22 protein-coding genes are annotated in these 23,738 nt (G+C 68.0%); 7 read left to right on the top strand and 15 right to left on the bottom strand.

Annotated features, from left to right (window positions below; genetic code table 11):
• Positions 1 to 196: 196 nt before the first annotated feature.
• From NI2_RS10445 to NI2_RS10435, 3 genes are all read left to right on the top strand, one after another.
• Positions 197 to 1,159 carry an AurF N-oxygenase family protein gene (locus NI2_RS10445; RefSeq protein WP_067488884.1) on the top strand — a complete coding sequence of 321 codons (963 nt, stop codon included), beginning with the start codon at positions 197 to 199 and terminating at the stop codon, positions 1,157 to 1,159.
• Positions 1,087 to 2,484, top strand: coding sequence for a lipase family protein (locus NI2_RS10440; RefSeq protein ID WP_371851954.1), 1,398 nt, complete (start codon positions 1,087 to 1,089; stop codon positions 2,482 to 2,484). Before NI2_RS10445 ends, NI2_RS10440 begins: the two co-directional genes overlap by 73 nt.
• 80 nt (positions 2,485 to 2,564) lie before the next feature.
• Positions 2,565 to 3,602 (top strand): alpha/beta fold hydrolase, encoded by a 1,038-nt coding sequence (locus tag NI2_RS10435; protein WP_067488880.1) that lies wholly within the window; start codon positions 2,565 to 2,567, stop codon positions 3,600 to 3,602.
• On the opposite strand, the gene fadD5 is transcribed toward NI2_RS10435, so the two are convergent.
• From fadD5 to NI2_RS10420, 3 genes are read right to left on the bottom strand one after another with little or no spacing between them, the layout of a single operon-like run.
• Complete coding sequence (fadD5, locus tag NI2_RS10430) at positions 3,592 to 5,166, bottom strand: fatty-acid--CoA ligase FadD5 (RefSeq protein ID WP_067488878.1); 1,575 nt, start codon at positions 5,164 to 5,166, stop codon at positions 3,592 to 3,594. The genes NI2_RS10435 and fadD5 overlap by 11 nt on opposite strands.
• Before the next feature lie 24 nt (positions 5,167 to 5,190).
• Complete coding sequence (locus NI2_RS10425) at positions 5,191 to 5,997, bottom strand: enoyl-CoA hydratase (protein WP_067488876.1); 807 nt, start codon at positions 5,995 to 5,997, stop codon at positions 5,191 to 5,193.
• The gene (locus tag NI2_RS10420) at positions 5,994 to 6,980 is read right to left on the bottom strand and encodes an NAD(P)H-dependent flavin oxidoreductase (protein ID WP_067488874.1); all 987 of its coding nucleotides are present in this window, start codon (positions 6,978 to 6,980) and stop codon (positions 5,994 to 5,996) included. Before NI2_RS10420 ends, NI2_RS10425 begins: the two co-directional genes overlap by 4 nt.
• A 215-nt stretch (positions 6,981 to 7,195) precedes the next feature.
• Here NI2_RS10420 and NI2_RS10415 point away from each other — a divergent pair, with 215 nt between their 5' ends.
• From NI2_RS10415 to NI2_RS10405, 3 genes are all read left to right on the top strand, one after another.
• Positions 7,196 to 8,704, top strand: a complete 1,509-nt coding sequence (locus tag NI2_RS10415) for an aldehyde dehydrogenase family protein (RefSeq protein ID WP_243749962.1) — start codon at positions 7,196 to 7,198, stop codon at positions 8,702 to 8,704.
• 29 nt (positions 8,705 to 8,733) lie between these two features.
• The gene (locus tag NI2_RS10410; RefSeq protein ID WP_067488870.1) at positions 8,734 to 9,879 is read left to right on the top strand and encodes an acyl-CoA dehydrogenase family protein; all 1,146 of its coding nucleotides are present in this window, start codon (positions 8,734 to 8,736) and stop codon (positions 9,877 to 9,879) included.
• A 69-nt stretch (positions 9,880 to 9,948) separates the two neighbouring features.
• Positions 9,949 to 11,322, top strand: a complete 1,374-nt coding sequence (locus NI2_RS10405; RefSeq protein ID WP_067489180.1) for an FAD-dependent oxidoreductase — start codon at positions 9,949 to 9,951, stop codon at positions 11,320 to 11,322.
• 5 nt (positions 11,323 to 11,327) lie between these two features.
• Here NI2_RS10405 and NI2_RS10400 read toward each other — a convergent pair whose 3' ends face one another.
• The 12 genes from NI2_RS10400 to NI2_RS10345 are packed head-to-tail and all read right to left on the bottom strand — an operon-like array spanning position 11,328 to position 22,209.
• On the bottom strand, positions 11,328 to 12,569 hold the full coding sequence (locus NI2_RS10400; protein WP_067488868.1) for a TetR/AcrR family transcriptional regulator: 1,242 nt from the start codon (positions 12,567 to 12,569) through the stop codon (positions 11,328 to 11,330).
• Between the two features lie 40 nt (positions 12,570 to 12,609).
• A complete protein-coding gene (locus NI2_RS10395) occupies positions 12,610 to 13,206 on the bottom strand; it encodes an Rv1363c family protein (RefSeq protein WP_174552194.1) in 597 nt (198 codons plus the stop codon).
• A 12-nt stretch (positions 13,207 to 13,218) separates the two neighbouring features.
• Entirely contained in the window at positions 13,219 to 14,403 is a 1,185-nt protein-coding gene (locus NI2_RS10390; protein ID WP_067488866.1) for an MCE family protein, read from the bottom strand.
• Positions 14,400 to 15,515: an MCE family protein gene (locus NI2_RS10385; protein WP_067488864.1), complete on the bottom strand. Its 1,116-nt coding sequence runs from the start codon at positions 15,513 to 15,515 to the stop codon at positions 14,400 to 14,402. The genes NI2_RS10390 and NI2_RS10385 overlap by 4 nt, the downstream gene beginning before the upstream one ends.
• Positions 15,512 to 16,612, bottom strand: a complete 1,101-nt coding sequence (locus tag NI2_RS10380) for an MCE family protein (RefSeq protein WP_067488862.1) — start codon at positions 16,610 to 16,612, stop codon at positions 15,512 to 15,514. Before NI2_RS10380 ends, NI2_RS10385 begins: the two co-directional genes overlap by 4 nt.
• The gene (locus tag NI2_RS10375) at positions 16,612 to 17,625 is read right to left on the bottom strand and encodes an MlaD family protein (RefSeq protein WP_067489177.1); all 1,014 of its coding nucleotides are present in this window, start codon (positions 17,623 to 17,625) and stop codon (positions 16,612 to 16,614) included. The genes NI2_RS10380 and NI2_RS10375 overlap by 1 nt, the downstream gene beginning before the upstream one ends.
• A complete protein-coding gene (locus tag NI2_RS10370) occupies positions 17,622 to 18,644 on the bottom strand; it encodes an MlaD family protein (protein ID WP_067488858.1) in 1,023 nt (340 codons plus the stop codon). The genes NI2_RS10375 and NI2_RS10370 overlap by 4 nt, the downstream gene beginning before the upstream one ends.
• Positions 18,641 to 20,065 (bottom strand): MCE family protein, encoded by a 1,425-nt coding sequence (locus NI2_RS10365; RefSeq protein WP_067488856.1) that lies wholly within the window; start codon positions 20,063 to 20,065, stop codon positions 18,641 to 18,643. Before NI2_RS10365 ends, NI2_RS10370 begins: the two co-directional genes overlap by 4 nt.
• Before the next feature lie 9 nt (positions 20,066 to 20,074).
• Positions 20,075 to 20,911, bottom strand: coding sequence for an ABC transporter permease (locus NI2_RS10360; RefSeq protein WP_371851958.1), 837 nt, complete (start codon positions 20,909 to 20,911; stop codon positions 20,075 to 20,077).
• Between the two features lie 28 nt (positions 20,912 to 20,939).
• Positions 20,940 to 21,791: an MlaE family ABC transporter permease gene (locus tag NI2_RS10355; RefSeq protein ID WP_067488852.1), complete on the bottom strand. Its 852-nt coding sequence runs from the start codon at positions 21,789 to 21,791 to the stop codon at positions 20,940 to 20,942.
• A complete protein-coding gene (locus tag NI2_RS10350) occupies positions 21,788 to 21,985 on the bottom strand; it encodes a hypothetical protein (protein ID WP_067488850.1) in 198 nt (65 codons plus the stop codon). Before NI2_RS10350 ends, NI2_RS10355 begins: the two co-directional genes overlap by 4 nt.
• Positions 21,985 to 22,209: a hypothetical protein gene (locus NI2_RS10345; protein ID WP_067488848.1), complete on the bottom strand. Its 225-nt coding sequence runs from the start codon at positions 22,207 to 22,209 to the stop codon at positions 21,985 to 21,987. The genes NI2_RS10350 and NI2_RS10345 overlap by 1 nt, the downstream gene beginning before the upstream one ends.
• A 358-nt stretch (positions 22,210 to 22,567) precedes the next feature.
• Here NI2_RS10345 and NI2_RS10340 point away from each other — a divergent pair, with 358 nt between their 5' ends.
• A complete protein-coding gene (locus NI2_RS10340) occupies positions 22,568 to 23,731 on the top strand; it encodes a thiolase family protein (RefSeq protein WP_067488846.1) in 1,164 nt (387 codons plus the stop codon).
• Positions 23,732 to 23,738: the final 7 nt, after the last annotated feature.

Genomic DNA, 23,738 nt, shown 5'->3' with positions numbered 1-23,738 from the left:
GCTTCCGGCGAATCCGCACACACCTTATCAGTGCGTATTTCGCGGTCGGAAAGTGTTGGTACCGAAAGTGATTCGTCCCTATTCCGCATCCGGTGACGCCGTGCCAAGATATATGTGACACGAAGTTCCATCTACACTTGAATGGAACCGCCGGTACCACTAAACTGATCAGTGGAACCACCGCTAGGAGACACCGATGACGTTGTCCACTTACCACGATATTCTGCAGGGCTTGTCCGAGGGATCGGTGAGCAAACACTTCGACCCCTATGTCGACATCGATTGGGACGCACCGGAAATGGCGGTGCATTCCGACGACCCCCGCTGGATCATGCCCACCGAGGACCCGTTGGGTCGCCACCCCTGGTACCGGGCTCAGCCCGTGGAACGCCAGATCGCCATGGGTATGTGGCGGCAGGCGGGCATCGCCAAAGTCGGTATCGACTTCGAGCAACTACTCATCCGTGGTCTGATGCAGTACCTGATCTCGGTGCCCAACGGTGATCCGGAATTCCGGTACGTCACGCACGAGGCTGCCGAAGAGTGCAACCACACGATGATGTTCCAGGAGATGATCAACCGCATCGGCTACCGCGATGTGATCGGCATGGGCCCGATCGACCGCAAGCTGACGATGGTCATCTGGCCCGCGGTGAAGTATTTCCCGGAGTTGTTCTTCACCCTGGTGCTCGGCGGTGAGGAGCCGATCGATCACCTCCAGAAGTCGTTGCTGCGCGGCGGTTTCGACCTGCATCCGATGGTGCACCGGGTGATGCAGATCCATGTCGCGGAGGAAGCCCGCCACATCTCCTTCGCGCACGAGTATCTGCGCAAGAACGTGCCAGCGATGCACCCGGCCACCCGGTCGCTGCTCTCGGTGCTGTTCCCCGTCGTGATGCGGGTGATGCTGTCGATGATCGCCACCCCGCCGAAGGAATTCGTGGACAAGTTCCACATTCCGGGCGAGGTGATGCGCGAGGCGTACTGGGGTAGCACCGAATCCCGGCACACCAAGCGTGACGTGTTCACCGACGTGCGCGCCCTGGCCACCGACATCGGCCTGATGAACCCCGTCGCCAAGCTGGTGTGGCGGGCGCTTGGCATCGACGGCCCCGTCTCGCGCTACCGCAGCGAACCGGCCCGCCGGGTCACCGCGTGATCCCGGAGAGCTGGGCGGCCCCCACCGAGGTGTTGCTGCCCGACGCCGATCCGTTCTATGTGCCACGCGACGGATTCGACAGGTCGGCGCCGGGCACGCTGTTGCGCTGGCGCCCGGTGGAATTGGCGGCGTTCGGGCTGATTCCCCTGCGGGCCCGGGCCTGGCAGCTGCTGTATCGCAGCAACGATCTCAACGGCGTACCCGAGGCCGCCGTCACCACGGTGATCGCTCCGGCCGACGGTGTCGCCGAGGGTGCGCCACTCGTCTCGTTCCAGTCCGCGATCGACGCCATCGCGCCGCGCGCCTTCCCGTCCTACTCGCTGCGCCGCGGCTCACGGGCGATCGGCACCTGTGCCCACATCGAACTGCTGCTCTTCGCCGACGCGTTGTCCAGGGGCTGGGCGGTATCGGTGCCCGATCACGAGGGCATGCTCGGTGCGTGGGGTGCGCCACGCGAACCGGGCTACCGCGCCCTCGACGGCATTCGCGCGGCACTCGCCTTCGAACCGGGCGGCCTCGCGCCCGACGCCCAAGTGGGCTTGTGGGGCTACTCGGGAGGCGGCCTCGCCTCGGCGTGGGCCGCCGAGATGGCGCCGACCTACGCGCCCGAGCTCGATATCGCCGGTGCGGTGCTCGGCTCACCGGTCGGTGACCTCGTCTCCACCTTCCACCGGCTCAACGGCGGCCTGCACGCGGGGTTGCCGACCCTGGTGGTCGCGGCGCTGCGCCGGGTGTATCCGGCGTTCGCCGAACTGGTCGACACCCATTTCTCCGACGAGGGCCGTGCGGTGCTCGACAAGGCGGCGGAGTCGACGACGGTGGGTGCGGTGCTGCGGCTGGCCAGGTACAGCGTCGACCGGCACTCCGGTGCGCCGATGACCGAACTGCTCGCCCTCGAAGCGATGCTCGAGATGTTCGCCGACCTCACCCTCGGCGACCGGGCGCCCGCGGCGCCGCTGCTGGTGACCCAAGCGGTGCACGACCAGATCATCGCGGTCGACGACATCGACGCGCTCGTGCAGCGCTACCGGGCCAACGGCGCGCACGTGACCTACCTGCGCGACCGGCTCAGCGAGCACCTGAGCCTGCTGGCAGGCTCGGCCCCGCTGAGCCTGAACTGGCTGGCCGACCGCTTCGCCGGGCTGCCGGTGACACCCTCGCAGACCAGGACCGTGCTCAGTGTCCTCGGTCTGCCCGCGGGCCGCCACGGTCTCGCCGACCTGGCCAGGGCTGTGGTGCGAGTCCTGTTCGCGCGCCCGATCACCAAGTCGGTGACCGGGCGCGAGCTCGCGAACCCGGCGAAGCGGGACCAGCGCGCCGCCTGACCGAACCCTAAACTTACTCACTGGTAAGATACTTGCCCGTAGGGACTGCCGACGGCAGCCGGTGAGATAAGGGGTTATCGGTGGGGATTGTGACCGATGTACCGCGCGCGGTACGGAATGTGTGGGCCGTCTCGTTCGGCGGTGGGCTCGAATCCGGCGAGCCCACCCCGTCGACCACGGTGTACGAGCGACCGCACCGCCATCTGAAGCGGTACGAGGCCGCCGGCCACGCCGGGGGAAACCCGGTGCTGCTGGTGCCGCCGCTGGCGGTGACCCCTGCGTGCTTCGATCTGCGTCCCGGTCAGAGCCTGGTTCGCCACCTGATCGAGCAGGGGCGACAGCCGTACGTGATCGATTACGGCCAATTCGGTTACGCCGACCGGAATCTCGGCCTCGAGGATTGGATCGACGACATCCTGCCCGAGGCCATCGCGTGGGTCGCCGCCGAACACGACCGGCCGGTCGACCTCATCGGCTGGTCGCTGGGCGGGGTGTTCGCCCTGCTCACCGCCGCCGCCGACGCCGGCCTGCCGATCGCGTCCATCACCGCGCTCGCGGCCCCCATCGACCAGCGCCGCACCCCGCTGCTGGCGCCGATGCGCCTGGCCGCCAAGATCACCGGTGGCAAGGAGATGGCCCTGGCCACCCGGATCATGGGTGGTATCCCGCAGGAATTCGTGCGTCTCGGCTTCCGGTTGCAGGCACTGGACCGCGAGATCACCAAGCCCGCCTACCTGATCCGCAACGCGCTCGACACCGAGGCGCTGGCTCGGTTCGAGGCGACCGAGCGGTTCATGGCCTCGATGCCCGGTTACCCGGGGCGTTCCTACTGGCAGATCCACCGCAGCCTGGTGCTGCGCAACGAACTCGCCGAGGGCTACATCCGGCTGCGCTCGGATCTGGTGATCGAACTGGCCAAGGTCACCTGCCCCGTACTGCTGCTCGGCAGCCGCGGCGACGCGGTGGTGCCCGCCTCCTCGGTGCGCCGCGGCCTGGACGTGCTGCCGAACGCCGAGGTGGAATTCGTCGAGGTGCGCGGCGGTCATTTGGGATTGCTCGCCAGTGCGACCGCCGCGCAGATCACCTGGCCGGCGATCGACGAGTTCCTCAGCCGCTGACCACCTGCGCTGAACCGTGCTCGGTGCGCAGTGCGTGCTTGACCACCTTGCCGCCCGCATTGCGCGGCAGCTCCTCGACCACCACCAGCGCCTTGGGGTGCTTGTAGCGCGCCAGGTGGGTGTCGAGGTGCTCGGCGAGGTCGGTCAGGGTGATGTCGGCGCCGTCCTCGGTGACCACGACGGCGACGGGCACCTCGCCCCACTTGTCGTCGGGTCGGCCGATCACCGCCGCCTCCCGGATGCGGGGATGGGCGAACAGCACGTTCTCCACCTCGGCGCAGTAGATGTTCTCGCCGCCGGAGATGATCATGTCCTTCTTGCGGTCGACGACGTAGACGAAGCCCTCCTCGTCGCGGCGCACCAGATCGCCCGAGTGGAACCAGCCGCCGGCGAACGCGTCGGCGGTGGCCCGCGGGTTGTTCCAGTACTCGCGCATCAAGGTCGGTCCGCGATAGACGATTTCGCCCACCTCACCGGGGCCGACATCGTTCATCTCGTCGTCGACGATGCGGGTGGCGATGGTCGGGATCGGCTTGCCGACCGAACCGAGTTTGCGGATCGCGTCCTCGCCGTCGAGCACGCAGGTGATCGGTGACATCTCCGTCTGCCCGAATACCGCCACATTCAATGCGTTCGGGAAGGTCTCGGCCATCGCGCGCAGCACGGTGTCGGAGGCGGGGGCAGCGCCCCAGCTGATCACGCGCAAACGCAGATCCCGCTGCGCCACGGTGGGATCGGCACACACGATCTGCCACTGGGCGGGCACGAGGAACACCGAGGTGGCCCGCTCGCGCTCCCAGGCGTCGAGCACCTCGGTGGCGTCGAAGGCCTTGAGCGGGTGGATCACGGTGAGCGCGCCGAGCACGAAACACGCGGCGACACTGCCCAATCCGGCGATGTGGAACAGTGGTGAGGCGCAGAAGGCGATGTCGTCGGCGCGGTACTGCATGGCCCGGATACAGGTGAGGGCCTGGGAGTTCATGTTCAGGTGGGTGAGCACCGCGCCCTTGGGATTACCGGTGGTGCCCGAGGTGTACATGATCAGCGCGGCACTGTCTTCGGGGACATCGAGCGGCTCGTGCGGTTCGCCCTGTTCGGCCAGCAGGTCGTCGTAGCCGAGGACACCGTCACCGGTGGTGCCGCCGACCACGATCCGGGTGGCCAGCGCGTCGGTCTGCGCGGCGACGGCGCCGACCAGCGGGGCGAGCACCGTGTCGGTGATGATCGTGCGCGCACCGCTGTCGGTGACCTGGTAGACGATCTCGGGCGGGGTGAGCCGGAAGTTCACCGGCACCGCGATGGCGCCGAGGGTGTTGATCGCGAACACCGACTCGATGTATTCGGCGTTGTTGAGCATCAGGATCATCACCCGGTCGCCCTCGCCGACACCTCGGCGCGCGAGCGCGTCGGCCAGGCGTTGCACGCGGTCGTGCAGTTCGCCCCAGGTGGTCGTCTTGCCGAGGAACCGCAGTGCGGGCGAATCGGGAATCGTGGTGGCGTGGATCGCGATCTGGTTCATCCAGTGATTGCGTCGCGAGCGCATCGGTTCGGTGGCGGTTGACATCTCGTCTCCTGCGGAACGCCGGACTCAGGCCGGATCGGTGATGGGGTGGACGGCGCCATCGAATCGTGGCGCCCGGCGGGTGAGCATCGCGGTCATTCCCTCGAGGAAATCGGCGGAGGTGAGCAGTTCGGACTGGCCGGTCTTCTCCCTGGCCAGGGCGGCATCCAGTCCGGCGAGGGTGGCCGCGTTGAGCGCGGCCTTGGTGAGTTGCAGCGCCCGGCGCGGTCCCGCGGCGAGCTTGGCGGCCACGGTTTCGACGTGTGCGCCGAGCTCTTCCGACGGAATCGCGCGGGTGATGAGGCCCGCGGTGGCGGCCTCGGTCGCGGGCAACCGGGCGCCGAGCAGGGCGAATTCGGCGGCGCGGGCGCGGCCCATGGACGCCGCGACCACGGCCGTCGCGCCGCCGTCGGGCATCAGCCCGATGGAGGTGAACGGCAGCAGCAGGTAGGCGTCCTCGGCGGCGTAGATGAGGTCTGCGGCCAAGGCGATGGACGTGCCGACACCGGCGGCGGGGCCGTTGACCTGCGCGATCACCGGCAGCGGCGAATCGACGATGGCCCGGATAAGGTCGTTGGCCCGATCCATCACCACCTCCGGAGACGCCTCGTTGCCGCCCGCCGCGCTGGCCGCGGCCAGGTCGGCACCGGTGCAGAACGCCGCCCCCGCGCCCGTCAGCACGATGACCCGCACCGACGGCGTCGTCGCGGCCGCGGTGACCAGGTCGCACAGCTCGGTCATGGTCGCCAGGTCGATGGCGTTCATCCGCGCCTGGCGGTCGATCGTGATCCGCAGGACGCCGTACTCCTCGGTGCTGAGAACGCTCGCGCTCATCGGGCCACCGCCTCGACGATCGAGCCGGCCAGGCGGTCCGCGATCAGTTGCTCGGCCTCGCGCACCATCCGGTCGATCAGGTCGGCGCAGGTGGGGATGTCGTGGATGAGGCCCTGGCACTGGCCGACGCTCCAGATGCCCGCGTCGAGGTCGCCCTCCTCGTAGACCTTGCGCCCGCGCGCACCGGCGACCAGGTCGCGCACATCGGCGAAAGTGCCGCCCCCGCGCTCGATCTCGACCACCTGGCGGCTGACGGCGTTGTCGGCCACCCGGGCGGTGTTGTGCATGGTGCGGAAGATCAGCTTCGTGTCGAGCTCGGTGTTCGCCACGATCTTCTCCTTCACGGCGTGCGCGATCGGTGACTCCACGGTGCACAGGAACCTCGTGCCCATGTTCACCCCGTCGGCGCCGAGCGCCATGGCCGCGACCAAGCCGCGCGCGTCGGCGATCCCGCCGGAGGCGATCATCGGGATCTCGAGCTCACGGGCCGCGGCCGGGATGAGGACCAGGCCGGGGGTGTCGTTCTCGCCGGGATGCCCGGCGCATTCGAAGCCGTCGATGCTCACGCCGTCGACACCGACCTGCTGCGCCTTGAGGGCGTGCTTGACGCTGGTGCACTTGTGCAGCACCTTGATGCCCGCGTCCTTGAGGAACGGCAGGTGGGTGGCCGGGTTTCCGCCGGCGATCTCGACGATCTTCACCCCGCCGTCGATGATCGCCTGCCGGTACTCCTCGTAGGGCGGCGGCGTGATGGACGGCAGGATGGTCAGGTTCACCCCGAACGGCTTGTCGGTGAGATCGCGGGTGCGGGCGATCTCCTCACGCAGCGCCTGCGGCGTGGGCTGGGTGAGGCCGGTGATGATGCCGAGACCACCCGCTTCGGACACGGCGGCGGCGAGTTCGGCGCGGCCGACCCACATCATCCCGCCCTGCACGATCGGGTGCTCGACACCGAATGCCTCGGTGAATCGGGTGCGCAGCATCGCGCTCTCCCTCCGGATTCAGACGTTCCCGCCGGTCGCGGGCAGAACCAGGACGGCTCTGGGCAACCGGACAGAATCATGATTAACTTAGCGAGAATTGTGATTAACTTAATGGCGGCCGACGCGGCCTGTCAACACCTCGTGCGGCGAGTTGCCCGCCCAGTGGAACCGCGCACCGCCACATCGCGAACGAGTGACCTGAAGGAAGGTCGACAATGACCGAAACCCCCACCGCAGCACCGATTTCTGCGACAATGATCGCCACCGCGAACCCGGCTACCGGCGAGCCCGTCGGCAGTTGGCCGGTCGACGACGCCGCACGGGTCGCGGCCGTCGTCGCGCAGGCCCGCGTGGCCGCACAGTCATGGCGCGAACTCGGGTTCACCGAGCGGAAGCGGGCGTTACAACGCTGGGCGTCCCAGCTGGTGCTGCGCGCGGACGAGTTCTGCGCGCTGATCCACGCGGAGAACGGCAAGCCGCTCGACGACGCCTACCTCGAGGTCGTCACCGCGGTCGAACATCTGAACTGGGCCGCCGAGAACGCGCAGCGCGTCCTGAAGCCCAAGAAGGTCTGGCCGGGACTGATGATGGCCAACCACGAGGCGGTGATCGAGCAGCGCCCACACGGCGTGGTCGGCGTGATCGGCCCGTGGAACTACCCGGTGTACACCCCGAACGGGTCCATCGCCTACGCCCTGGCCGCGGGCAACACCGTCGTGTTCAAGCCGAGCGAGCTCACCGTCGGTATCGGGCACTGGTACGTGAACGCCTTCGCCGAGGCCAATCCCGGCCTGCCCGAGGGAATCCTGAGTGTGCTGACCGGGCCGGGGGAGACCGGCCGTGCGCTCGTGGAGTCCGGTGTCGACATGATCGCCTTCACCGGCTCGACCGCCACCGGCAAGCGGATCATGGCGGCGGCCGCCGAGCGGCTCACCCCGGTCGTACTGGAATGCGGTGGCAAGGACGCGGCCATCGTCGCCGAGGACGCCGACGTGGCCGCGGCCGCCGACGCGATCGTGTGGTCGGCGATGGCCAATTCCGGGCAGACCTGTGTTGGCACCGAACGCTGCTATGTGGTCGCCTCGGTGTACGACGAGTTCCTCGCCGAACTGACCAAGCGGGTGCGCGAGCTCGTACCGGGCTCAGACGGCGACGCCGCCTACGGGCCGATGACGTTGCCCACCCAGGTCGATGTGGTCGCCGAGCACGTCGACGCCGCTCTCGCCGACGGCGCGACCGCCCTGGTCGGTGGCGCCGATTCGATCGAGGCGCCGTTCGTCCGCCCGATCGTGCTCGTCGACGTCCCGGAGAACTCCCTCGCGGTGCGCGAGGAGACCTTCGGCCCGACCCTGACGGTGCGCAAGGTCCAGGATGTGGCCGAGGCGATCCGCCTGGCCAACGACTCTCGCTACGGGCTCGCCTCGTCGGTGTTCTCCCGCAAACGCGGCATGGCCATCGCGCGCGAACTGCGGGCGGGCGCCACCTCGGTGAACAGCCCCGCCGCCTACGCCGCCATTCCCGCGCTGCCGTTCGGCGGCGTGGGGGAGTCGGGCGTCGGACGGATCCACGGTGCGGCCGGGCTGCTCGGCTTCACCCGCCCGCATTCGATCGCGCGGCAGCGCTTCGCGATTCCCGGCATGGCGCTGCAGTCCTTCGCCAGGACCGAATCGACCATCGCGATGGTCAAGAAGCTCACGGTGCGCCGCTTCGGCCGCGCCAAGTAGACCCAGCAATCAGGAAGCAGAGGAACAGTATGGGCGTCGAATTCACCTCGGAACAGAAGGATTTCGCCGCGGCGGTCGCCGCGTTCGCCAAGCGCGAGGCGGGGACAAGGGCGCAGCGTGACGAGCTCACCGATCACGACAGAGAACAGCACAACCCAGCGGTCTACGCGAAGATGGCCGAGCTCGGCTGGCTGGGGCTGACGGTGCCCGAGGAGTACGGCGGGTCGGCGGCCTCGATGGTCGACATGTGCATCCTGCTCGAGGAGACCCACCGCGGCATGCTGCCGATCGGCGCGATCGGGCCGACCCTGATCACCGGCGGCGCCTACGCCAAGTTCGGTACCGACGCACAGAAGGACAACGTGCTGCGCGGCATCGTGCGCGGTGCGTCGCAGTCGATCTCGATGTCGGAACCCGAGGCGGGCTCGGATGTGGGCAACCTGTCGACCAAGGCGGTCAAGACCGCCGACGGCTGGCTGATCAACGGCCAGAAGACCTGGTGTTCCAACGCGCACATCTCCGAGAACATCCTGCTCGTGGCCCGCACCTCGAAGGAGGGCGGAAAACACGAGGGGCTCACCATGTTCCACGTGCCCGCGAACACCCCGGGGCTGCAGATCACTCCGATCGAGCTGATGGGCAACCAGAAGGAAACCAACGACCTGTACTTCACCGACTGCGTGCTCCCCGAGGACGCGGTGGTCGGCGAGGAGGGCAACGGCTGGCGTCAGCTCATGACCGGCCTGAACTTCGAGCGGCTGATCCTGGCCGCGATGAGTCTCGGTGCCGCCGAGCGTGCCTTCGCCGACACCCTGGAGTTCGTCACCCAGCGCAAACAGTTCGGCAGGCCGGTCGGCACCTTCCAGGCGCTGCGGCACCGGCTGGCCGACCTGGCCACCGAGATCGAGTGCACCAAGCTGCTGATCTACAGCGTGGCCCGCGAGGCCGACGCGAATCCGGACAAGATGCTGGCGCGTGAGGCCTCGATGGCCAAGCTCAAGGCCACCGAGACCGCCAAGCGAGTGGCGCTCGAGGGCATGCAGATGATGGGCGGCTACGGGTACGCGCGCGAATTCGACATGGAAAAGCACGTGCGCGGCGCCCTGGTGTCGACCATCTTCGGCGGCACCAGCGAGATCCAGCGCGACATCATCGGGCGCACGCTGGGCCTGTGACCCGCGGGGTTCTCGCCGCCGCGACCGTTGGGGGGTGGCGGCGAGAACCCACGCGCTACCGTGGTCGGCATGGCCGAACGCATGGTTGTCATCGGCGCCGACGCGACAGGCATGTCGGCGGCCTCGCAGGCGCGCAGACTGCGCGGCGCCGACGAACTCGAGATCGTGGTGTTCGAGAAGGGCAGGCACGCCTCGTATTCGGCGTGCGGCATTCCGTACTGGGTCAGCGGTGACGTCGCCGAGGCCGACGACCTGATCGCCCGTTCACCCGAGGAACACCGTGCCCGCGCGATCGATCTGCGCTTGCGCACCGAGGTGATCGAGCTCGATATCGCTGGGCGGCAAGTGCTCTCGCGTGACCTCGACACCGGCGACGAGACCTGGACCGGCTACGACAAGCTGGTGCTCGCCACCGGCGCCACCCCGATCCGCCCGCCGCTGCCCGGCATCGACGCCGACGGTGTGTTCGGCGTGCAGACCCTCGACGACGGTGAGGACCTCATCGAGGCGCTGGTTTCGTCGTCGGGACGCGATGCCGTCGTCGTGGGGGCGGGCTACATCGGGGTCGAGATGGCCGAGGCGCTCATCCGGCGCGGGTTCCGGGTCACCATGGTGACCCGGGGTCCGGAGCCCATGTCGACACTGGATCCCGACATGGGCGCCCTTGTCCGAGAAGCCATGGTCGGCATGGGCATCCGGTTGGTCACCGGCACCGAGGTGACCGGTGTGCGTACCGATGCCGATGGGCACGTGCGTGCGGTGCTCACCGCCGACACCGAGTACCCGGCGGATGTGGTCGTCCTCGGTCTCGGCGTACGACCGGCCACCGACCTGGCCCGGCGCGCGGGTCTGCCGCTCGGTGAATCCGGCGGCCTGCTCACCGATCTCGCCCAGCGGGTGCGTGGTCACGACGACATCTGGGCGGGCGGCGACTGCGTGGAGGTACTCGATCTGGTCTCCGGTGAGCTGGTGCACATCGCCCTCGGCACCCACGCCAACAAACACGGCCAGGTGATCGGCACGGGCATCGGCGGCGGGTATGCCACCTTTCCCGGCGTGGTCGGCACCGCCGTCAGCAAGGTGTGCGATCTCGAGGTCGCCCGCACCGGCCTGCTCGAGGACGACGCCGAGCGAGCCGGCCTGCAGTTCCACACGGTCACCATCGAATCCACCGGGCGCGCAGGTTATTTCCCCGGCGCCGAACCGATGACGGTGAAGATGCTCGCCGAACGCCGCACGGGCAGACTGCTCGGCGTGCAGATCGTCGGGCGCGAGGGCGCGGCCAAGCGCGTCGACATCGCGGCGGTCGCGCTCACCGCCCGGATGACGGTGGAGCAGATGACGGCCCTGGACCTCGGTTACGCGCCGCCGTTCTCGCCGGTGTGGGATCCGGTGCTCGTCGCCGCCCGCGCGGCCACCCGTGCGGTGGCGCGCGGCGACTGAACGACTCAGCGGGGAAGTGGCCGACCGAGGGTGACGGTCTGGAGCAGCCGGACCACGAGGTCCTGCGGGCAGATCCCGTCGTCACCGAAGACCCGTCCGAGGTCGACCACCAGGCTGAACGCGGCATGGACCAGGATTCTGGCCTCACCGATCGACAGCTCCGGCCTGGCCTCGGCGACGAGTTTCGCCCACTCGGTGATGATGAGTTGCTGCAGGTGCCGCAAGGTCACCTGATCGGCTTGGTCGACATGGGTGAACTCGGCGTAGTAGACGAAGGTCAGCGCCCGTTCGTCGAAAGACCCGGCGACATAGAGATCGATGAGCGTGCCCAGCGCCTCGGCGGGTGTCCCGGCGGTGTTGATCGCCGTGGGAATCGCCGCCGACACCCGGTCGGCGGCGCGCCGGAACGCCGCCGCGAGCAGGTCGCTCTTGCTGCGGTAGTAGCGGTACACCGCGGAGGCCGCCGACAGATCGGCGGCCACGGCGATGTCTTCCATACTCACATTGGGGTAGCCACGCTCGTGGAACAGCTCGACCGCTTTGCGCAGCAGCAGTTCGTGTTTGAACGGTTGCGGTAGGTCGGCACCCCGCCGGGCCGCCGCCGTGCTCGGCGCGCCGCGCAGATCGGCGTCGACCAGTGCCCAGCAGGTCGACTTCAACAGCTGGGCAAGGGTTTTGGCCGACAGGCTCGCGTGGTGGTCGCCGATGCTGCTGACCACCGCGAACACCGACACCGCGCGCACGGCACGGTCGTGCCCGTCCAGTTCGGGGCGCACGTCACGGATCAGGCCACGTAGTGCGGCGATCGCGGTGACGAACTGCCCGGTGAACTCGGTGAAGTCGGCGGGCTCCAGATAGCGCCGCTCCCAGCGGGCCAGCGCCACGGTCGGCCGGTTGGTGACCGTGGCCGCGATGATCGCGTCGAAGACATGGTCGAGACGCTCCCTCGGCGACCAGCCCTCGGCCTCCGGCGGCAGTTCGACCGCGCTGAGCGCCAGCCCCGACAGCCGCAGCAACTCCTCCCGGAACAGCGCGTACTTGCTGGGGAAGTGGCGATAGAGAGCGGCGGAACTGATGTCGAGCCGGCGGGCGATGTCGTCCATGCTCACGCCGTGGTAGCCGTGCGCGCCGAAGGCCGCCGCGGACTCGGCCGCGATCTGTGCACGCCGGTTCTTCGGCCTGCGGCGGATCTGCCGTGCCGGGGCGGCGGGTTCGTCGATCTGCTTGCTCGTCATCTCGCTTGTCATGCTATCGCCTGTCGGTACCCGGTCGGACCGGCCGCTGGCGTCACTGGGCGGGCGTCGCTGTCAGCGGGGAATTCACCTTCTCGACGAGCCAGCGGCCACCGTCGTTGTGCAGGCTCATCACCATCGACAGCTGGCCCGGCTTGGCCTTGTGCTCGGTGCCGAGGCTCGAGATGGTCGTGCCGATCACCACGATGGCCTCGGCGGAGTCCTCGTCACCGGTGCGCAGGGCGCACTGGGTGTCGGTGGCCTTCGAGGTGACCTGGCCCTGGGTGAGGGCGTCGCGCAGCTCGGTGCTCGTCGCTTCGAACTGCTTCTTCCAGTCGCCGGTCGCACCGTCGAGGACGGCCTGGAAATAGCCGTCGAGGCTCTTGCTGTCGTAGTCGGCAAGGACCGGGGCGTAGCGGCAGGCGGCTTCGCGGGCGCCCTGCTGGGCGGCGAGCAAGTCCTTGCTCTCCTTGTTCTCGAGGAACAGGATCACCGAACTCGCCACCGAGGCGCCGACGACGAGTGCTGCCGCCCCCCGCAGGACGAGGGACCTGCGCTCGGCGGTCCACCGTGCGGCGGCGGTCGGTGCCGCGGTCTCCCCGGCGGGGGTATCGGATTCGGTTGTGCCGGTGTCTTTTTCGTCTGTGCTCATGAGGTCATCTCCTTATCGGGGTGCGGGCACCGCGGGCTGGGACAGTTCGTCGCCGGTCACCCCGGGCGGCGGACCCGCGCCGTTGTCGGGGCCCGGGGGTCGTGGCGCGTTGGCCGAGCCGCGCACCTGCAGCGCGGGGTTGTCGGTGACGCAGTAGTTGTAGAGCCGCACCCTGGTGTCGGTGGTCGGCGTGGTCGGCACGATCGGGACCGTGTCGTAGTCGCAGGTCGGGCGCGGCCACGGATCCACCAGGGTGAAGAAGGCATTGTCGTGGGCCGGGATGCCGACCGCCTCGGCGAAGCGGCTCAGCGTGGGGAAGAGCAGCTCGATCGCGGGCTGGCGAAGTTTTGCCGCCCGGGTGATCGCGACGAAGTTCGTCACCAGGTCGGTGATCGGGTCCTGGGTGCGCGAGACGAACCCGCCGAGCGTGGCCAGCTGACCCGGCCCCTCCTCGAGCAGGTGCCGCAACTCGGCGTCGGCGGCGGTGAACTGCTGGAACAGCGCGCTACCCGCGTGCGTGATGGTGCCGAGGTCGGGTTGGGCGTGCGCGGTGGTCGAGGCGATGACCTGGAGATTGCGCAGAAGGTGCTCGGTATGCGGGAGCAGGTCGGTGAGCCCGGCCATCGCACGGCTGAGCCCGGAGATCATATTGCGCAACCCGTCCGGCCCACCGGCGAGAGCTTTGTCGAGCTCGTCGACGATGACATTGAGCCGCTCGGGATTCAGCCCGCTCACCAGGCCGGTCATATTGGCCAGCACCGACTGCACCTGCACGGGCACCGCGGTGTCGGCGCGGGCGATCACGGCGCCGTCCTCCAGATAGGGACCGGTCTCGGTTTCCGGGCGGAAATCCAGGTACTGCTCACCGGCCGCCGACAGGCGGGCGACCGCCACCCGGCCACCCCGCGGGATCCGGGTGCCCTCCTCGATCTGGGCCACGGCGGCGATGCCGTCACCGGAGACCCGTACGTCCTGGACCCGGCCGACCCGGACCCCACGGAACGTGACATCACTGCCCGCCGTGAGCCCACCCGAGGTGGCCAGTTCGACGGTCACCTCGTAGGGCGAATCGGTCGGGTCGATCCGCAGGACCACCCCGCCCAGGTACAGGGTGCCGAGCACCAGGACCACGACGAGGCCGGCGTTGGCGACCGCGACGCGGCGCCGCACCAGCCACTGCCACAAGGGTGAGTTCATCGCGGACCCTCCTGCGGTGTGCTGTTGAGACGGCCGGTGACCTTGGCGATCACCTCGGCGAGGCTGCCGATGAAGGCGGGCACATCGGTGCCGTCGGGCCAGCGGCTGCCGGTGGGATCGGTGACCGCGCCGACATCGAGGTAGGACAGGATCGCCCCGACCGACAGGTTCGGCCCCCGCATGCTGTCCATCACCGAGGGATAGATCTGGTTGAAGCCGTCGAGGGCGCCGGTGAGGTCGTCGCCCATTCCCACGAACCCGTTCATCAGGTTCTGGATGCTCTGGAACAGGCTCACGAACTGCGGCCCGTTGGTGGCGCTGAAGTCACCGAGGGCGTCCATGGTGATCGCGACCCGGTTGATGAGATCGACGATCGCCTGATTGTTCTCGGCGAACAGCCCGATCAACTGGGGGAAACTGTCGGCCGCCGCACCGAGCTCGGCCTTGCGCCTGGCCAATTCGCCCGTGAGCACCTGCAACCCACCCAGGGTGGCGTCGAGGTCGCCGGTGCGCTCGTTGAGCGCGGTGATGACCGAGGTCATCTCGCCGATCAGGTGCTGCAGCTGAGGTGCTTTGCCCGCGAAGATCGAGTTCAGCTCGGAGGTGATCTCGGCGGCCTGATTGATGCCGCCACCGTTGATGAGCATCGAGACCGACATCATGAGCTGTTCGACCGAGGCGGCCGAGGCGGTGTGCTCGGTGCCGATGGTCGCGCCCTCGCGCAGCGACGGACCGGCGTTCGCTTCGCTCGGCAGGGTCATGGCGACGAAGACATCGCCCAGTGGCGTCGCCTGCCGCAACTCCACGGTGGTGCCCTGCGGCAGCCGGATATCCTCGCGGATGAGCATTTCCACATCCGCCAGGAACGAGGTGGTCGAAATGCCGGTCACCACACCGATATCGGTGCCGCCGATCTTCACATGAGCCCGGTCGGGCAGGTTGAGCGCGTCGCGGAAGGTGGCGTGCACGGTGTACCCGGGACCCCCGATCCCGGGCTCGGGCATCGGCAACTGGGCGACGGTCATCGAGCAGCCGGCGCTCGATGCCGCGACGGCGGACGCGCACAGGGCGACGGCGACGGTCCTGCGCAGTGTCTTTGCGTGCGTGGTCATTTCGTGAGTCCCAACAGAGCGGCGGTCAAGCCGAAATCCGGGCCCATATCGGAGATCTTGCCGGTGCGGCACCCGTCCAGACGCATCTGCACGCGCTCGCAGAACGTCGCGAGGATCTCGCTGTCGAGCACGATCTTGTCGAGCAGGCCGTGCAGGCGAAGGGCTCGATGTTCCCGGCTGATCGCGTTGTCGAAGTTCTGGAACATCAGCGGGCCCACGTCGATGATCTCGGTGAGATTGCGGGCGTTGGCCCGCATCTGGGCGGCGATGTCGACGAACTTGGTGAGCGCGCCCGCGAGCTGGGTCTCGTTCTGGCCGACCACCGAGGACGTGTTGGTGATGAAGTCGTCGAGTTGCTTCAGCACCGCCTGCAAGCCGGGAGACTGCTGGGCGAACAGCGCGACCAGCTCGGTGATCCGCCCGCTGAAATCGCGCACGGTCTGGTCGTTGTCGGCGATGATCTGGGTGATCTCGCCGAGCCGGACCACGGCATTGGCGATCTGGTCCTTGTTGGCCAGGGTCAGCTCGAACGCCGCCGACAGTTCGTCGAGCGTGGCGCGCAGCCGGTCGCCGTTGCCGTCGAGCAGCGGGAACAGCACCCGGCTCGCCATCGGCCCGCTCTGGCTGTCGCCCTTCAGCGCCTCACCGAGCTGATCGAAGTTGGCCAGGATGCGGTCCAATTCGACCGGGGTCCGTGTCTTTCCGAGCGGAAGATGGGCGCCGTCGGCGAGCTCGGGGCCAGACCCGGTGTAGGCGGGCGCCAGTTCGACGTGCCGGTTGGTGATCAGCTGCGGCGAGATCAGGGCCGCCATGGCGTCGGCGGGAATGCGCACATCGCGATCGACCTTCATCACCACCTCGACATAGCTGCCGCGTGGTGTCACCGAATCGACGACACCGACCGGGACCCCGAGCACCGCGACCTCGTTGCCCGGGTACAGCCCGGAGACGTTCTCGAAGTCGGCGCTGATGGTCTTCTGCTCACCGAGCGCTCGGTCGGCGAACCCGGATACGCTGTCGGGCACCAGCGAACAGCCGGTGGTCACGGCCAGAGCCAGGCACAGCGCGGCCAGTCTGCTCGAACGTGTCGTCCTCATCAGTTGCACCCCTGTACGGCCTGCGCGAAGCACAGCCAGTTGTCCGGGAAGATCCACGGTGCCCAGATCTCGCCGTAGGGGCCGTTGCCGAGCAGATTGTTGAACTGCCGCAACGTCACCGGGGCGATCTCGTAGAGCCGGTCCAGGTTCTCCTTGTTCTTGGTCAGGCCGTCCGCCATGGTGTTGAGATTCGTGATCAGCGGTGCGAGCTCGCCGTTGTTCTCGACGCCCATCTCCTGCAGCAGCCGCGACATCTGCGCGACGTTGTCGAGCAATTGGGTGAGCAGGGTCTGGCGTTTCTGCACGGCAGCGCCGATCGCCTCGCCCCTGGTGATCAGGACGAGCACGCTGTTGCGGTTGTCCGACACCAGTTGCGAGACCTGATCCAGGCTCTTCAGCAGGGTGTCGACCTCGTCGCGCCTGCTGTTGATGACCTGGGCCAGCGCGCCGATACTGTCGAGGGCCTGCACCGCCATGGCGGGGGAGTCGCCCAGCTGGCTGCTGAACACATCGAGCGCGGTGCGCAGCTTGTTCGGGTCGATGCGTTCGATCCGCTCGAACGACGACGAGTACTTCGGGTCCTGGATCACCTTGCTCAGGTTGTAGGGAACGGTGGTGTTCTCGAGCTCGATCCGGTTGTCCGGCAGCCCTTTTCCGTCGCCGGGGCGCAGGTCGATGTGCAGCCTGCCGAGGATGGTCGACATCTCGATCGCCGCGTGCGCGTCGGCGCCGAGGCGGATGTCACGACGGATGCGCAGCGCCACGTCGACCCGGTCGTTCACGAGTTCCACCGACTGCACCTCACCGACCTCGATGCCCGAGATGTCGACGGTCGCGCCGGGCCGCAACCCGGCGGCCTGCGCGAATTCGGCGTGAATCGTCTTGTCACCCAGCTGGATCCGGGCGAGCAGATTCGAACCACCGAGCAGCACGAGCACCGAGGCGGCCGCGATCAGACCGAGGCGCAGATTCCGGTTGTGCCGCAAGAACTGCGGGACGCGGGGCCGGTTCATCGGCACACCCCCGACTGCGCGTTGCCGCCGACCTGCGAGAACAGGCCCTCCGGCAGCAGCACTCCCCACAGCGACACATCGAGGCGGCACAGGTAGGCATTGCCGTAGGTACCGTACTGGGTGAAGCGGGCCACACCGTTGAGGAAGTCGGGCAATTGCACCGCGCCGCGATCGAGGGCGGCACCGTTGGCCAGCAGCATCGCCACCCCCGTCGTCGCGTTGCGCTGGGCGTCCGATACACCGGGCTTGACCTGTTCGATAATCGTGACCAGCGAGTTCGTCGCACCGGCCACCCGTTCGACCGAACTCTTCAACGATTCTCCTTCGGCGTAGAGCCCGTCCATCAGGCTGCGGGTCTGGGTGATCAGGGTTTCCAGTTCGCCGCTGCGATTGGCCAGCCCCGCCATCACGGAACTGAGATTGCTCAGCACGTCACCGAGGATCTGATCGCGTTCCCCGAAGGTGGCGGCCAGCTGCGCGGCCTGGGTGATGAGCGCCGACAGCGACACCTCGTTGCCCTGCAGCGCCTGGATGAGCGTTTCCGACAGCGAGTTGATCTGGTCGGGCTGCAGCACGCTGAACAGCGGCTCGAAGCCCGACAGCAGCGCGGACACGTCGAACGACGGTTCGGTCCGCTCGAGCGGAATCTCCGAGCCCGGTGCGACGACGGTGCCGCCGTCGGTGCCCGGTGCCAGCGCGAGATAGCGCTGACCGATGAGATTCTGGTACCGCACCAGCGCCTTGGTCGTATCGGTCAGGCGCTGGCGTTCTTCGATCCGGAAATCGACCCGGGCGGTGTAGTTGTCGGCGAAATCGATCTTGTCGATCCGCCCGACGCGTACGCCGGCCATCCGGACGTCGTCGCCGACCCGCAGGCCGAGCACATCGGTGAACACCGCCGAATAGCTGCTGGTATTTCCCGGCACACTGCGTTGCAGGGTCGACCAGATCGTGTAGGTGAGCACGGTCGCCAGGACAGCGAAGAGGCTGAACCCGATGAGTGCTTTGGTGGATTTCACTGTCGGACACCGTCTTCTGTGTCGGGAACGAGGGGGGTGTCGCCGAGGATCGAGCTCAGCAACAGCAGCTGGCTGAACGTCGGCCTCCCGCCGACCAGCGCCGATATGGCCTCGATGCCGGTGAGCCGCTGTGCGGCCGGGGTGGTGGCGGGTGTGGGTTCGACCGCCGCGGCCGGTGCCGTGATCCCCGGGATGGCGGGCAGCCCCGGGATCGGGGGCAGGCCGGGGATCGCCGGAACGGTGATGCTCGGGAGCGCGGGCAGCTGCGGCACTGCGGGCATCACCGGTGCGGGCCCCGCGGCCTCGAGCCGGTTCGGCAGCATGCCGGGCGGATACTCCTGCGGCGGTGCGACTTCCGGGACGGTCGGTCCGCCGCAGCGGGGACCGGTCATCTCGCCGTAGCGGGGGCAGTCGGCGGCGGTGTACTGCTGGAAGGGCGTGAACGTCACATCCATCCGCCAGGTCATCTGCCTGCGCGAGCCGAAGTTGAAGACCTGCTGCAAATTGCGCAGCGACGTATTGAGATTGGCCGCCGTCGTCTGCAGTGCGCCGGGATCGCGGGCGATGCCGCCGAGCAGGTCGTCCAGCCCCGCGACCAGCTCCTTGCCCGCGTTCGGGTTCGCACCGAACAGCACGTTCACCGATTCCACGGCACTGTTTCCCTGCATGAGCAGTTCGATCAGGTCGGTTCGGTGTTCGTTGAGGGTGCGGGCGGAGTTCACCGAGTCGGCGAGCACACCGACCAGCTCCGGCGCCGACTGGCTCAGCGCCGTCGACGCACGCCCGAGATCGCCGAGCAGGTCACCGATCTCGGGAATCCGGTGCACGGTCGTGAGCCACTGATCGAGGCGCTCGATCGTCGAGCCCGGCGCGCGACCGGCCGGGTCGAGCGCCGCCGACAAGGTGGCGAGCACCCGGCCGAGCTTCTCCGGCTGGATGGTGGTGAGCACGTCGCGCAGGGTGTTGAGCGTGGTCTGCAGCTGGATGGTCGCCTCGCTGGTGTCCTCGGCGATCACCGCACCCGCGCGCAGACCCGAGGTGGCGGCGCCGTTGTCGACCAGCTGGATGGACGAGACACCGAAGATGTTGTCGGGCACCACACGGGCGGTGACGGTATTCGGAATCGTCTCGGCCAGGCCGGGTTTCAGCTCGAGGGTGGCTCGCTGGCGTTCGCCCGCCGCGACCATCTCCACCGAGCCGACGACGCCGACGATCATGCCGCGGAACTTCACATCCGCGCGCTGCGGTAAGCCGTCGCCGGTGCTGGTGAGGTCGGCGCCGACGGTCACCGTTTCCTCGAACTCGCCGTTGTAGCGCAGGGCGAGCAGATACAGCGCGACCGCGAACGCGGTGATCATCGCCAGGCCCGCCGCGGTGAGCTGCAGGGGTTTGGGGCCGCGGCCGCTGAGATCGAGAATCATCCGATCGACCTATCCCGAGATCCGGAATCCGGGGTCGATGCCCCAGATCGCTAGCGTGAGAAAAAGATTCGTGAAGACCATGACGACGATGACCATCTTGATCGCCCGTCCGGCCGCCACTCCGACGCCTTCTGGCCCACCGGTGGCGACGAAGCCGTAGTAGCACTGGATGAAGGCGGCGATCAGCACGAAGACCACCACTTTGAGCAGTGAGAAGAACACATCGGGGCCGAGCAGGAATTGGTAGAAGTAGTGGTCGTAGGTGCCCGCGGTCGTGCCGCCCAGGAACAGCACCGACAGCTTGGTCGCCACATAGGCCACCGCGAGACCGACGGTGTAGAGCGGGACGATGGTGATGGTCGCCGCGAGCATCCGGGTGGTCACCAGGTACGGCAACGGCCGGATGGCGATGGACTCGAGTGCGTCGATCTCCTCGGAGATCCGCATCGAACCGAGCTGGGCGGTGAACCGGCACCCCGACTGGATGGCGAAGGCGAGCGTGCCGAGGATCGGCGCGATCTCCCTGGTGGTCGCGAAGCCGGAGATGGCGCCGGTGAGCGGGCCCATGGTGAGCAGGTTCAGCGCCGAGTAGGACTCCATGCCGACGGTGATGCCGCCGAACGCGCACAGCACGATCACCACGCCGACCGTGCCGCCACCGACGATCAGCGATCCGTTGCCCCAGCCGACATCGGCGACGAGGCGGGCGACTTCCTTGCGGTAGTGGCGCAGCGTGAACGGGATCGCCAGCAGCGCCTGGAAGAACACGATGGCCTGATGACCGAGCCGCTGATTGGCCTGGACCGGCACCTTGGCCGTGGCGGCCAGCGCCTGCACCGGGCGCATCGCGGGTGGGATGTATTCGGCGGCCACGTCACACCACCTTCGCCGGGAAGAGGGCGTTGTAGAGCTGGGTGACGATGATGTTCGTCGCGAACAGCATCAGCGCCGAGGTGACCACCGCCGAGTTCACCGAGTTCGCGACCCCGCCGGGGCCGCCCTTGGTGTGCAGGCCGATATCGCAGGCGATGATCGCGGTGAGCGCACCGAAGATCGCCGCCTTGAACAGCGCGACCAGCAGGTCGTTGGCCACCGCGAACGAGGCGAACGAACTGATGAACGAACCCGGTGTGCCGTGCTGGGCATACACATTGAACAGGTACGCGGTGGCGAAGCCGACGAAGACGATGAACCCGCACAGCAGCATGCTCACCACCACCGCGGCCACCAGGCGGGGTGCGACGAGCCTGCGCACCGGGTCGACGCCCATCACCTTCATCGCGTCGATCTCCTCGCGGATCGTGCGCGAGCCGAGGTCGGCGCAGATCGCCGAACCGACCGCCCCCGCGATCATCAGCGAAGTCACCAGCGGTGCGCCCTGACGGATGATGCCGAGGCCGGCGACCGCGCCGATGAAGGTGGTCGCACCGACCTGGTTGACCAGCGCGCCCACCTGGATCGAGACGACCACCGCGACCGGGATGGCGACGAAGACGGTCGGCAGGGCCGAGACATTGGCCATGAAGGCGCACTGTTTCACGAACTCCTGGAACGGAAATCGTCGCCGCACCAGTGAGAGGAACAGTTGCACGATCGCGGACCTGCCGAGCAGGACCTGCCTGCCGAGGGTCTCGACCGATCGCTGGGGATGTCGTCGCCAGAGCCCGGTGGCGCTGTCGATGATCCGTCCGACCTCGGACGGTTCGGTGGCCGGTTGTGACGTCATGCGGCACCGATCCTCGTGCTGAGCCAGTGGTCGAGCAGGACGACGAGTCCGGCGAGGGCGGCGAGGCCGAGCCCGAACGCGCACAGAACGGCGATCCACATACCGAATCGGAGCACCGGATTCACCTCGGTACGTCCGCCGAGGATCTTGACGACGGTCACCACCAGATCGATGACCCAGACCAGCGCCATCATCAGGTCATCGTCACATTCGCGAAGGTGAGCACCGGCCAGCACACGATCGACCCGAGGAACGAGATCACCAGGTCCGCGCCGTGGAGATCGCGCAGGTGGCTCGTGTGGGTGAGGGTCCAGATCACCCCGACGAGACCGTAGGGGATCCCGAGAATGATCAGGGTGCCGAGAAATTCGGACACCTTCATCTCGTAGCTGAGAAATCTGTCCAGCCGTCGCAACATGGCGTGCCGCTGTTCCTTCCTGCAGGACCGTGGATCAGCGGGGGCCGGCGGGCGGCCGACGTCGCTGACGGTCGAGTGATGTTGCTTGGTGTTCGGTGGGGAGAAAGGAATCGGCTATTCGGGATCTTCCCCTGGATCGTCGGATAGCGTGGGGATTACGGTGCTCACCTACGGCGACTGCACCGATTAAGTTACTATGCATTCCTCGCTCTGTGACGAGAATTACGGGTAACATAGCGCAAGAATCGCCGATTGCCTATAGGTAGTCGACCAGGAGCTCGCCTGGTTGTCGTCAGCGAGAATGGCTAGTAACTTATCGGTGATGTCGCCGCTGGGGTGGCTGTGCAGGAGGAACGCAATGTCCGCAGTGATCGTCGATGTGGTTCGCACCCCCTCGGGGCGGGGCAAACAGGGCGGTGGGCTCTCGTCGGTGCACCCGGCCACCCTGCTCGCGGGTGTGCTCGCCGAGCTCGTCGCCCGCACCGGCATCGACCCCGCCCTGGTGGACGATGTGATCGGCGGTTGCGTGACGCAGAGCGGTGAACAGGCCAACAACATCTCCCGCACGGCGGTACTCGCCGCCGGATTCCCCGAATCCGTGCCGGCCACCACGGTCGACCGGCAGTGCGGATCCAGCCAGCAGGCCGTGCATTTCGCGGCCCAGGGAGTGCTCGCCGGCGCCTACGACATCGCCATCGCCTGTGGCGTCGAGTCGATGAGCCGGGCGCCGATGTTCTCCAACACCCAGGGCAAGGACTCCCTGCGCGGTCCGCTTGCCGCGCGCTACCCCGACGGGCTGATCGGCCAGGGTATCGCGGCCGAAATCCTCGCCGCGCGGTGGAAACTGGACCGGGCCACCCTCGACGAATTCGCCGCCCGCTCACACCGCCTCGCGGCCGCCACCGCGCAGGCGGGCGGGTTCGACGCCGAACTGGTGTCCGCGGGCGAACTCACCGCCGACGAGACCATCCGGGCCGGCACCACCGTGGAAGGGCTGGCCGCCCTGCGCCCCGCCTTCACCGATCAGGCTATGGCACAGCGTTTCCCGGAGATCGACTGGTCGGTGACAGCGGGCAATTCCTCGCCGCTCACCGACGGCGCCTCGGCCGCGCTCATCATGAGCGAGGCGATGGCATCGAAGCTCGGCCTCACCCCGCGCGCCCGCTTCCACTCGTTCGCGGTGGCCGGCGACGACCCGACCCTGATGCTCACCGCCGTCGTCCCGGCGACCCGCAAGGCACTCGAGCGCGTGTCGCTGACCGTCGACGACATCGACACCTTCGAGGTGAACGAGGCATTCGCGCCGGTTCCGCTGGTGTGGCAGCACGAACTCGGCGCCGACCCGGAACGGGTGAACCCGCGCGGCGGCGCCATCGCGCTCGGCCACCCGCTCGGCGCCTCCGGCACCCGCCTGCTCGCCACCATGGTCAACCACCTCGAGCAGACCGGCGGCCGGTACGGGCTGCAGACCATGTGCGAAGCCGGTGGTCTGGCCAACGCCACCATCATCGAACGGCTCTGACGCGCTC

Origin of the sequence: Nocardia ignorata NBRC 108230 (assembly GCF_001612905.1) — a bacterium.
GTDB classification, from domain to species: domain Bacteria; phylum Actinomycetota; class Actinomycetes; order Mycobacteriales; family Mycobacteriaceae; genus Nocardia; species Nocardia ignorata.
This window is presented reverse-complemented; position numbering and strand designations above follow the sequence as displayed.

Bases quoted from the DNA above. Each gene is read 5' to 3' on its own strand.
- NI2_RS10445 (WP_067488884.1), top strand. From the start codon at position 197: ATGACGTTGTCCACTTACCACGATATTCTGCAGGGCTTGTCCGAGGGA.
- fadD5 (WP_067488878.1), bottom strand. From the start codon at position 5,166: ATGTCAACCGCCACCGAACCGATGCGCTCGCGACGCAATCACTGGATG.
- NI2_RS10425 (WP_067488876.1), bottom strand. From the start codon at position 5,997: ATGAGCGCGAGCGTTCTCAGCACCGAGGAGTACGGCGTCCTGCGGATC.
- NI2_RS10420 (WP_067488874.1), bottom strand. From the start codon at position 6,980: ATGCTGCGCACCCGATTCACCGAGGCATTCGGTGTCGAGCACCCGATC.
- NI2_RS10415 (WP_243749962.1), top strand. From the start codon at position 7,196: ATGACCGAAACCCCCACCGCAGCACCGATTTCTGCGACAATGATCGCC.
- NI2_RS10410 (WP_067488870.1), top strand. From the start codon at position 8,734: ATGGGCGTCGAATTCACCTCGGAACAGAAGGATTTCGCCGCGGCGGTC.
- NI2_RS10405 (WP_067489180.1), top strand. From the start codon at position 9,949: ATGGCCGAACGCATGGTTGTCATCGGCGCCGACGCGACAGGCATGTCG.
- NI2_RS10400 (WP_067488868.1), bottom strand. From the start codon at position 12,569: ATGACAAGCGAGATGACGAGCAAGCAGATCGACGAACCCGCCGCCCCG.
- NI2_RS10395 (WP_174552194.1), bottom strand. From the start codon at position 13,206: ATGAGCACAGACGAAAAAGACACCGGCACAACCGAATCCGATACCCCC.
- NI2_RS10390 (WP_067488866.1), bottom strand. From the start codon at position 14,403: ATGAACTCACCCTTGTGGCAGTGGCTGGTGCGGCGCCGCGTCGCGGTC.
- NI2_RS10385 (WP_067488864.1), bottom strand. From the start codon at position 15,515: ATGACCACGCACGCAAAGACACTGCGCAGGACCGTCGCCGTCGCCCTG.
- NI2_RS10380 (WP_067488862.1), bottom strand. From the start codon at position 16,612: ATGAGGACGACACGTTCGAGCAGACTGGCCGCGCTGTGCCTGGCTCTG.
- NI2_RS10375 (WP_067489177.1), bottom strand. From the start codon at position 17,625: ATGAACCGGCCCCGCGTCCCGCAGTTCTTGCGGCACAACCGGAATCTG.
- NI2_RS10365 (WP_067488856.1), bottom strand. From the start codon at position 20,065: ATGATTCTCGATCTCAGCGGCCGCGGCCCCAAACCCCTGCAGCTCACC.
- NI2_RS10360 (WP_371851958.1), bottom strand. From the start codon at position 20,911: ATGCGCCCGGTGCAGGCGCTGGCCGCCACGGCCAAGGTGCCGGTCCAG.
- NI2_RS10355 (WP_067488852.1), bottom strand. From the start codon at position 21,791: ATGACGTCACAACCGGCCACCGAACCGTCCGAGGTCGGACGGATCATC.
- NI2_RS10350 (WP_067488850.1), bottom strand. From the start codon at position 21,985: ATGATGGCGCTGGTCTGGGTCATCGATCTGGTGGTGACCGTCGTCAAG.
- NI2_RS10345 (WP_067488848.1), bottom strand. From the start codon at position 22,209: ATGTTGCGACGGCTGGACAGATTTCTCAGCTACGAGATGAAGGTGTCC.
- NI2_RS10340 (WP_067488846.1), top strand. From the start codon at position 22,568: ATGTCCGCAGTGATCGTCGATGTGGTTCGCACCCCCTCGGGGCGGGGC.